Source organism: Streptomyces coeruleoprunus (genome assembly GCF_039542925.1).
GTDB classification, from domain to species: Bacteria; Actinomycetota; Actinomycetes; order Streptomycetales; family Streptomycetaceae; genus Streptomyces; species Streptomyces coeruleoprunus.
The window spans coordinates 7,570,580-7,579,793 of the sequence record NZ_BAABIT010000001.1 but is presented as its reverse complement, the minus strand read 5'-3'; the positions used below and the strand labels follow the sequence as shown (position 1 = coordinate 7,579,793).

The 9,214-nt window shown below is 70.3% G+C and carries 8 protein-coding genes, 1 tRNA gene and 1 pseudogene; 2 read left to right on the top strand and 8 right to left on the bottom strand.

Translation table 11 applies throughout. The features are described 5' to 3' along the window. The 4 genes from ABEB09_RS33880 to ABEB09_RS33865 form a co-directional block, all read right to left on the bottom strand. Positions 1–1,218 (bottom strand): phage late control D family protein, encoded by a 1,218-nt coding sequence (locus ABEB09_RS33880; protein ID WP_345693744.1) that lies wholly within the window; start codon positions 1,216–1,218, stop codon positions 1–3. Further along, positions 1,215–1,502: a LysM peptidoglycan-binding domain-containing protein gene (locus ABEB09_RS33875; RefSeq protein ID WP_345693743.1), complete on the bottom strand. Its 288-nt coding sequence runs from the start codon at positions 1,500–1,502 to the stop codon at positions 1,215–1,217. Before ABEB09_RS33875 ends, ABEB09_RS33880 begins: the two co-directional genes overlap by 4 nt. Continuing rightward, positions 1,499–2,125, bottom strand: a complete 627-nt coding sequence (locus ABEB09_RS33870) for a hypothetical protein (protein ID WP_345693742.1) — start codon at positions 2,123–2,125, stop codon at positions 1,499–1,501. The genes ABEB09_RS33875 and ABEB09_RS33870 overlap by 4 nt, the downstream gene beginning before the upstream one ends. Before the next feature lie 458 nt (positions 2,126–2,583). Beyond that, on the bottom strand, positions 2,584–3,549 hold the full coding sequence (locus tag ABEB09_RS33865; RefSeq protein ID WP_345693741.1) for a glycoside hydrolase family 6 protein: 966 nt from the start codon (positions 3,547–3,549) through the stop codon (positions 2,584–2,586). Positions 3,550–3,929: 380 nt separating this feature from the next. Between ABEB09_RS33865 and ABEB09_RS33860 the strand changes: the two genes are divergently transcribed. Next, entirely contained in the window at positions 3,930–5,576 is a 1,647-nt protein-coding gene (locus tag ABEB09_RS33860) for a glycoside hydrolase family 27 protein (protein WP_345693740.1), read from the top strand. A 121-nt stretch (positions 5,577–5,697) separates the two neighbouring features. Here ABEB09_RS33860 and ABEB09_RS33855 read toward each other — a convergent pair. Beyond that, positions 5,698–5,913 (bottom strand): annotated as a pseudogene (locus ABEB09_RS33855) (arsenic transporter); the annotation flags it as partial. 81 nt (positions 5,914–5,994) lie between these two features. Here ABEB09_RS33855 and ABEB09_RS33850 point away from each other — a divergent pair. Beyond that, on the top strand, positions 5,995–7,101 hold the full coding sequence (locus ABEB09_RS33850) for a ricin-type beta-trefoil lectin domain protein (protein ID WP_345693739.1): 1,107 nt from the start codon (positions 5,995–5,997) through the stop codon (positions 7,099–7,101). 341 nt (positions 7,102–7,442) lie between these two features. Here the strand turns inward: ABEB09_RS33850 and ABEB09_RS33845 are convergent, their stop codons facing one another. The 3 genes from ABEB09_RS33845 to ABEB09_RS33835 form a co-directional block, all read right to left on the bottom strand. Then, a complete protein-coding gene (locus ABEB09_RS33845) occupies positions 7,443–7,823 on the bottom strand; it encodes a DUF6221 family protein (RefSeq protein ID WP_345693738.1) in 381 nt (126 codons plus the stop codon). 167 nt (positions 7,824–7,990) lie between these two features. Next, positions 7,991–8,067: transfer RNA gene (locus ABEB09_RS33840), tRNA-Trp, on the bottom strand. 582 nt (positions 8,068–8,649) lie between these two features. Next, entirely contained in the window at positions 8,650–9,168 is a 519-nt protein-coding gene (locus ABEB09_RS33835) for a DUF2716 domain-containing protein (RefSeq protein ID WP_345693737.1), read from the bottom strand. Positions 9,169–9,214 lie beyond the last annotated feature (46 nt).

Here is a 9,214-nt window from a genome sequence, read left to right as displayed (position 1 = left end):
TCACAGCCCCGGCAGCGACAGCCCGGGGGCCCCGCCGCCGAACGATTCGGAGCCTTCGAGCCCGACCGCGTTGCGGCGGGCTTCGAATCGCTGCCGGTACTCGCCTTCGGGGCGCATCCGGTGGACGACCCGGGTCACGTAGTACGCGCCGCTGTGCAGGGACCCGGCGCCCTTGACGAGGACGGACCGCCCGGCCCGCAGTACGTGCCCGTACGCGTCGCTGTTGATCTCGCCGGCCGCTTCGACGAACCAGGCGGCTTCGTCGCGGGCCGCCTGCGCCTGTTGCTGCAGCTCGGACGGATCGGCGGTGGGCGTGGCGGTCAGCAGCAGCGCCCCGGGGGTGCGCAGCGGCCGGGCGGCCCGGGCCAGGGTGTCCGCGGTGAGAGCGGCGAGGCCGGTGCGGCCGGTGCGGTGATGGGCGGGCTCGCCGACCTCGACGGTGGCCTCCTGGCGTGTGCCGGGGACCAGTTGAGCGGCGCGTACCGAGAGCGGACGGCGCCCGTCGAGGGTGGCTTCGAATGAGCGCAGGTTGCTTGTGGCGCCGAACCGGATCGCGAGGTCCGGCTGCGGTGTTCCGTCGAGGCCGGGCGGTCCGAACCGGCAGCGGTTCCCGTCCCCTTCGGGGACGAAGCGGACCTCGAAGCCGTTGCGGCGGGCGAGGGCGCGCAGGAAGGAGGCGTCGGTGCCGCGCTGTACGACGAGCGTGTCGTCGGACTGGCGGAGCGGAGGGACGGTGGTGACGTCGGCCGCGAACCCGGCTGCCGTGAGGATCTGTTCGGCGATGTCGGAGTCGGACAGGTCCGGCCAGGCGACCACTTTCTCCTCCTGCCCGAGGACCGCCCAGGGGTCCTGACAGAAGACGTCGAGGTGTGCGTCGCGACCGCTCAGACGCAGGGCTGTCCCGATCACGTAGCCCTCGGCGAGCGGCTCCGGGCCGCTGCCGCCGGGTGAGAGCAGTCCGCCGGCGGCCGTCGGGGCTCCCGCGAGGCCGCCGCCCGTGAAGCCGAGTGACACGCCGAGGCGGGCGAACGGGGTGAAGCGTTCATCGGACAGGTGGTTCCACTCGCCGTCGGGACCGGCGGACAGCCGCAGCCGGATCGTGAAGGAGCTGCCGTCGACGCTCTCGTCCACCTCGACGTACTCGACGTAGGGGTACAGGTCGGCGGCCGGCGAGCCGCCGCACCGCAGTTCGAACACCTTGTCCGGAATACGGATCACCCGGCCCGGTCGGGTGGGATGACGATCCGGGTGCCGGGCACCAGAAGCTCTTCGGGGTCGATGAGCGGATTGGCGTCGGCGATGACCCAGAACCGGTCGGCACGGCCGTAATAGGTGGCGGCGAGCAGGTCGAGGCGGTCGCCCGAGACGACGGTGTGGTGGTACCAGCCCGCGACGGGCGGCAGGAACCGGATGGGAAGGACGGCATGCACCTGCCCGTCGGCGGTGTCGACGAGGAGGCTGCGCCGGGCGACCTCGGCGTACCGGCTGCCTGGATCGGTCACAGGACGGCCCCCAGCAGATCTCCGGCGGCGTTGGCCAGATTGAGTGCGGCCATCACCTCGCGGACGGTCTGGGTGTACTGGTAGGCACCGATCTCGAGCTGCGCGCCGGCGGGGAGCCGGACCGGGGTGAGCACCCGCAGGGACACGTTCACCTCGACGCGGATGGGGTTGAGCATCTGGTCGTACTCGCGCTCCATGACGTAGAGGTTGGTGACGGTGACCGGCAGCAGGCGGTACGGGCCCCAGAAGAACAGCACGGTCGGCAGCTGCGCCGGCGGGCTGCGGTGCGGCTGTGGCCCGCCGCCGAACAGCGAACTGGCCAACGAGGACTTCGGGTACATGAGCAGCTCGAGCGCCGACAACGCGGGCAGGACACCGCTCACCGCCGCGATGGGGTTGCCGGCGGCGAGCTGGTCGGTGGCGTCGAGGCGCAGGGTGAACGAGATGCTCTCGTCGGGCTCGCCGGGCTGGTCGGCGGGGGTCGGCCCCGACCCGTCGGGAGCTTCGAGCGGGGCGGCCAGCCCCGGCGCGCGGCTCACGGACTCCGGATTGAACTGGAAGAGCACGATGTTCGGCAGACCACCGAGCAGACCTCCGTCGAACTTGACGAAGGCTCCCTTCAACGCTGGCACCGTTCGCAGCCCCCGTCCCGATGTGACGCGGCCGGCTACCCCGACTCGCCGGAGCCCGGTTTGATGACTGCGCGTCAGTCTGGCCCAGCCGTAAGCCCGCCGCAAGCACCGGGGCCGAGTCCACCCAAATGGCCGGGGTCACCGGCGCAGACCGCTGTGACCTGCAGTGATTCGGTACGGGTGCACGGGGCGGCCCAAGTCCGGTCAAGCGGAGGAGGAGGACGGGAACAGCGAGTGCGTTCGTCGGAAGGGCTGTTCAGCGGCCGCGTGCTCCCCGCTCGGCGCCGAACCGGCTGACCTGCCCGGCGGGCACGGTCGTCCTGGTCCCCCCGTCATCTGGCACGGCAGCCGCCGCAACGACACGATTTCCGGTCGATGAGGTGGTGGCGGGAGATACCCGCCGCCCCGGCGGACTGCTGGTCGCCTGTGGGGGCGGCGGGAGTCCTCGATCAGTAGCCGTAGATCATCTTGTAGGCGACCTCGGGAAGAAACTGTCCGGCCGTGGAGCCGGTTCCGACGCCGCAGTTGCCGTCGGATTCACCCGGGGTCTTGATCCACAGCAGCATCTCGGCGCCTCCGCCCGTCCGGGTCGGGGTGCCGATGCGGCGGCCCCCGGGGTTGCACCACTGGCCGTTGGAGCCGTTGCCGTTGCGGCTGGTGTCCACGACGAACGGCTTGGTGTAGCCGTAGCGGGCACTGAGCTCGCTGTTGACGGCGTTGCCGAAGGCGGTGTTCTCGGCGGTCGTGAAGTAGTTGGAGACGTTGAGCGAGAAGCCGTGGGCCTGAGGGAGGCCGGCTTCGTGGAGGCGCCGGGCCATGGTCGCCGGACTGACCCAGCCCGGGTTGCCGGCGTCCATGTACACCCAGGTGTTGGGGGCCTGGCGGTTGAACTGGGCGAGGGCGTTGGTGAGCATGCCCTCGCGTTCGTCGATCTGCGCCTGGGTCATGCAGCCGTAGTCCCCGAGGGAGTCCGGTTCGAGGATGACGACGGCCGGCCGGCCCGCGATCCCGCCGGCGAACTGGGCGATCCAGTTGGCGTAGGCGGACGGCGATGCGGCGCCGCCGGCGGAGTGCCCGCCGCAGTAGTCGCGGTTGTAGATGTTGTAGGCGACGAGGATGGGCAGCTTGTCGACGTGGTCCGCCGCTCCCACGTACGCACCCGTGGCGGTGCCTATGGTGCCGCTCCACGAGCCGAACCAGCGGGCCATTGGGGTGTTGGCGATGGAGGCGTTGATCGCGGGGGCCCGGCCGTCGCCGGGGTTGGCGGCCACCCACCTCTTGGCGCTGGAGTTGGGGTCCACATAGAACCCGCTGGTCATGGTGGTGGGGTCGGCCGCGTGCGCGGACGGTGCGGCGGCGAGCGCCAGCGGCAGGGCGAGGAGCGCTGCCGCCAGGGTACGGAGTCTGCGGCGCATGACTGTACCTCGATTTCCTGGGGATTGGGGGCGTTATGGGGAGCGCTCTCACCACCTCGACTCGCCGGGAGCGAACGGGGGTGGGAGCGCTCCCATCGGAAGCGGTCCCCATCGTTGGACGGGTTGGTTGAACTGTCAATGGTCAGCGCAGGGCTCGACTGCGGCGGGGCCCCGGCCGGAGCCAGGGCCCCGACGTCCGTCAGCAGGTCGAGTTGGCCTGGGTGAGCAGGCCGAGCCGCCACGGGAGCCGTTCCTTGCCGATAAGCGGAGCGGCCGCACCAACAGGGTGTTGACACACCCCGCCACACCTTTAACATCCCTGACGTCGCGACTTTCCGAACAAGGTTCGAAATTTCGAACCTCCTCCGAAGGAGTCCCTGGTGCTCAGACGTTTACGCGGACGACCGCTCCGCCTCCTCGCAGCCGCCGCCCTGACGGTCACCGCGTCCGTGACGGCCTCCGCCCACTCCCCCGCCTCGGCGGCGCCGGGCAGCCCAGCGCTTACCCCGCCGCTGGGGTGGAACAGTTGGAACAGCTTCGGGTGCGGGATCACCGAGGCCCAGGTCCGGCAGGCCGCCGACGCGATGGTGTCCTCGGGCATGCGGGACGCCGGCTACCGGTACGTGGTGGTCGACGACTGCTGGTTCGACCCACAGCGTGACGCGCAGGGCAACCTGCGGGCCAACCCGACGAAGTTCCCGAGCGGCATGAAGGCGCTCGGGGACTACATCCACGGCAAGGGCCTGAAGTTCGGCATCTACCAGGCTCCCAATGAGCGCACGTGCGCTCAGGGTGTGGGCACCTACCCCGGCTCCACCGGCAGCAAGGGCCACGAGGCCCAGGACGCCGCCACGTTCGCCTCATGGGGCGTGGACTACCTCAAGTACGACTGGTGTTCCTCCAGCGGCACCCGCGACGAACAGATCGCGCAGTTCACGGTCATGCGCGACGCCCTGCGCGCCACCGGCCGCCCGATCGTCTACAGCATCAACCCCAACAGCTTCCACGCCCCCACCGGTGCAACCTACGACTGGGGCCAGGTCGCCGACCTGTGGCGGACGACCGAGGACCTGCTCGACATCTGGCAGAACGGCAACACCAACAGCTACCCGATGGGCGTCGGCAACGTCCTGGACGTCACCGCGCCACTGGCGGCGCAGTCGGGTCCGGGCCACTGGAACGACCCCGACATGCTGGTCGTCGGCCGTCCCGGGCTGACCCTGACCGAGTCCCGCTCGCACTTCGCCCTGTGGGCCCTGATGAGCGCCCCGCTCATGGCCGGCAACGACATCCGCACCATGTCCGCCGACGTGAGCGCGATCCTCCGCAACCCGCGGCTGCTGGCGGTGAACCAGGATCCGCTGGGCGCGGGCGGGCGCAGGGTGCGCGACGACGGCGCCACCGAGGTGTTCGCCAAGCCCCTCGCGGACGGTTCGGTCGCGGTGGGCCTGTTCAACCGGGGCAGCGGCACCGCGACCGTCACCACGTCAGCGAACCAAGTCGGCCTCTCCGGCGGGCCCTTCACCCTCACCGACCTGTGGACCGGCGCCACGTCGAGCACATCCGGGCAGATCTCGGCGAGCGTCCCCGCGCACGGCGTCGCCGTGTTCCGGGTGACCGGCGGCAGCCCGCTGACCGCCACGACCTCGCGACTGCGGGGCAGCGGGTCCGGCCGCTGCGTGGACGTGGACAACGCCTCAACCGCCGCCGGCGCCACCGCACTGATCTGGGACTGCCACACGGCCGCCAACCAGCTGTGGACCACCTGGGCGGGCGGCGAGATCCGCGTCTACGGCGACAAGTGTCTGGACGCCTACAACCAGGGCACCACCAACGGCACCCGGGTCATCACCTGGCCGTGCAACGGCCAGAACAACCAGAAATGGACCATCGGCGCCGACGGCTCGATCCGCAACGTCCACGCCGGACTCTGCCTCGACGCCCAAGGGGCCGCCACCGCCAACGGGACCCCGCTGGTGCTGTGGACCTGCAACGGCCAGGCCAACCAGAAGTGGTCCCGCGCGTGAGCAACCGCGCTTCAAGAAGGGGACTTTCACGACGAGGACAAGGACCCTCTTATGGCCCGCCGTGGTCGCGGCGCTGGTCGTCTTGAGCATGGCAGGAACGGCACTGTGACACGGCCAGGTCGAGAACGCCCCGCGCCGCGAGAAAGCCGACCACCGGCCCCAGGCGTTCCACCTCGTCCAGCGCGTCGTCCAGCGGGATCGCCTGCGTGGCGATCAGCAGCCCGGCGGCCGGCACGGCCACCACTGCCTCCGGCCGGCCGAAGGGGCGCATGACCGCACAGGCCAGCACCAGTACGAGCAGGGCCGCGGACAGCGTCTCCGCGAGCTGGGTGTTCAGAATCGGGCCCTTCCGGACATCGACGGACGAACCGCCTCCCCATGATCCCGAAAGATACCCCTCACAGAAGAGGACACACGCATGAGAAAGTCCTGGGTCTCAACCCTGATCATGCTCGTCGCCGCCGCGCTCGGGGTGACGGCGACAGGGGCGCCTCCCGCATCGGCCGCCTCTGACACGCCCTTACGGGTCATGCCGTTGGGCGACTCGATCACCTGGGGGGTGGGAAGCAGTACGGGCAACGGCTACCGGGGACCGTTGTGGGACAGGATCGCGGCGGACGGCCATCCGGTGGACTTCGTCGGCACGTTGCGGGGCGGTTCGATGTCCGACCCCGACAACCAGGGCCATTCCGGATACAAGATCCACCAGATCGCCGCACTCGCCGACGCCTCTCTGACCCGCTACCGGCCCAACGTCGTGACGCTGCACATCGGCACCAACGACCTCAACGAGAGCTACCAGGTCTCCACGGCCACCGCCCGGCTGAAGTCGCTGGTCGGCCAGATCACCGCCGCCGCCCCCGACGCAACCGTCCTCGTGGCCTCCCTGGTCGTGTCCACCAGCGGCTCGGAGGAGCAGTACCGGGCCGCCTACAACCAGGCCATCCCCCGGATAGTGAGCGACGCGCAGGCCGCGGGCAAGCGCGTCGCGTACGTGGACATGAGCAGCCTGACCACGGCCGACCTGGCCGACACCCTGCATCCCAACGACTCCGGCTACCGGAAGATGGCGGACGCCTTCCACCGCGGCATCCAGGCCGCGGACAGCGCCGGGTGGCTGAGGAACCCCGCACCCGCCGCCGCGAGCGTGCGGTCCGGCATCGCCGGCAAGTGCCTGGACGTCAGCGGCGCGGGCACCGCCGACGGGACCGCCGTCCAGATCTGGAGCTGCAGCGGCAGCGGCAACCAGCTCTGGTCCGCCTACACCGACGGCACCCTGCGCTCCCTGGGCAAGTGCCTCGACGCCGCCGGCTGGGGCACCGCCAACGGCACCAAGGTGCAGCTCTGGGCCTGCCACGGCGGCGCCAACCAGGTGTGGCAGCCCTACAACGGCGGCTACCGCAACCCCGCCTCCGGCCGCTGCCTCGACGTCCCGGGCTCCACCACCGCCGACGGCACACAGCTCCAGCTGTGGGACTGCCACGGCGGCGCCAACCAGAAGTGGACCACCCTCACCACCGGATGACCCCCGCTCCCGGGACCTGGACCTCTTCCGGAGCCCGGTCCCGGGAGCACCGCGGTGTCGGACTGCCGTCGCTGACCGCGCCGCTGGTACAGCCGCGGCACCGGCGACCGCGAGGGCAGCAGCGTCGAGCACATGGCCACGTCGAGGCCTTTGTTCCATGTCCTGAGCCCGCTCGCCGAGGGTGCCTGACCCATGAATGTGCCCCTCGAGCCTTGGGCGTGAGGGGCACCTTCCCAAGCACACGATGCCCTGCCCATGAGCCCGCCACCGAGCGAGATCGTGCGCCCGGACTTGGTAGATCGTCGGCTCGGACCAAGGGATGTCCGTAACCGAGGTCCCTCTCAGGCCGGCCTGGGGTAGTCAGGATGTCCGGCGTAGGGTGCAGCGAGGTCGAGCAGGTCGTCGCATGGCCACGTCTCGCCGTCGTACTGGCAGTCATCGCGGTTTTCCCACGGCAGTTCGGGGTCGCCCGTGGCTGGACTGAGCACATGGCGGGCCAGCACACGTCGCTTGGCCTCGACCTCCCGCAGAACGCGAGCCGGGTCGTGCAGCGCCACGTGGCGGGCGATCGTGGGGTGGAACCCGGGGAGTTCTCCTTGGCAGAAGTCGACCGTGTGCCCGTGAGCGGTCCACTCCCCGCAGCCGTCGCCGTCGCAGCGTCGGGCCAGGTCGGCCTCTTCATCCAGCCGTGCGTTCAGGAACGTCACCAGGTCTTGACTCATGGGCTCATCCTGGAGGATCCGCCTGGCGCGGTCGCCTGAGTGCTGGCACGCCGAGCCGGGGCCGGCCATGGAAGCTGCCGCTGGCGGTCGTGCCGTGCGGGAAGCGGCGGGCGGGTGAAGTCGACAGCGGCAGCAGCCGCACACTCCACCCGGTCACGCCCAGGTCGTGGCAGGGGTGACAGGAGTCGAACCTGCGACATCCGGTTTTGGAGACCGGCGCTCTGGCCATCTGAGCTACACCCCTTCGGTGTGCGGACAGCTTGGCACTGTGGTGGCTCTCGCCGCCACCCGATTTTGAAACGGCCTCGTGCGCCGGCCGGGCCACCGCTGGGGGTGCTGCTGGGTGCGGCCCCCTGCCGGGACCGGAGCCGGCGAGGTGGCGGTGGGGGTGCTGGTCGGCCGCATACGCCTTCTCGCCGATCGTGAAGGGGGGCGTCGGCGGGGCCCTTGATATGGGGGCCGCGCCAGATCAGGCGGTGCTCCTGAGTGCTGGGGGTACCACTGGCGGACCTTATGCATCCGAACCGTCCAGCGGTGACGGTAGACGCGGCTCGTGCCTTCGCTCGCGGCCGAGCGCTGGGCGGGGACCTCCTGGGCGAGGCGGATGACGCGGACGTCGGGGTCGGCCGACGCCGATCCCTGCCGCGGGCGGCCCACCGACTGCTCGACCACCAAGACCTCGGTGCGCACGGCGAAGCAGGTCGCGGGATCCTCGTCGGCGCGGCTGACGCGGACCTCGTACGGCCCGGCTCTGGGGCCCGGTCACCGTCCCCCGGTCACTCGCTCTCGGCCCGGATCACGTCCAGCGCATACGGGAGGTCCGCACTCAGGCGGAGCCCACTGCCTTGCCGGACCTACGGATTGGCGGACCAAGAACCTTGTCCACCTCCGCGCATGTGACGTCGAGGAGTTCCTCACCGAACAGGCAGAGGGACTCCTCCCAAGGGTGTCCAAAACTGCCCAGGCGAAAGTCCTCCGTGAGATAGATGCAGTAGTCCCCGTCGGGATACGGGCTCAGAGGCCAAGCCGGCTGCTCCGGACCACCGACCTCCTGCGGCGCGAAGCGATACGACGTGTGCTGCCAATCGAGGGCGAGCAGCGTGCCCTGCGGGCCCACGCAGGAGGTCAGCCCCTGCTTGATCACGTCGACCAGGCGGTCCAGGCGCTCGTATCCCGGATCGTCGTCCAGTGCGGCAAGCCGCCAGGTAACCGATGCGACGGGCTCCTTGATGGCTGGCCACTCGAACGAACTCATACTCGGCCGGAAGTCGAAGTCCTCGTAGAAACGGCCCCAGACACGTCGGTACTCAGCCTCCGGCAGCGCGACCACGGGATCCTTGATCATGCCGTGATCCTATCGATTCGCCTCAGCGAGGATCGCGGTCCGGTCC

What these genes read in the sequence shown, in the direction of transcription:
- ABEB09_RS33850 (WP_345693739.1), top strand. Translation starts at nt 5,995, where the DNA reads ATGAGAAAGTCCTGGGTCTCAACCCTGATCATGCTCGTCGCCGCCGCG.
- ABEB09_RS33835 (WP_345693737.1), bottom strand. Translation starts at nt 9,168, where the DNA reads ATGATCAAGGATCCCGTGGTCGCGCTGCCGGAGGCTGAGTACCGACGT.
- ABEB09_RS33845 (WP_345693738.1), bottom strand. Translation starts at nt 7,823, where the DNA reads ATGAGTCAAGACCTGGTGACGTTCCTGAACGCACGGCTGGATGAAGAG.
- ABEB09_RS33865 (WP_345693741.1), bottom strand. Translation starts at nt 3,549, where the DNA reads ATGCGCCGCAGACTCCGTACCCTGGCGGCAGCGCTCCTCGCCCTGCCG.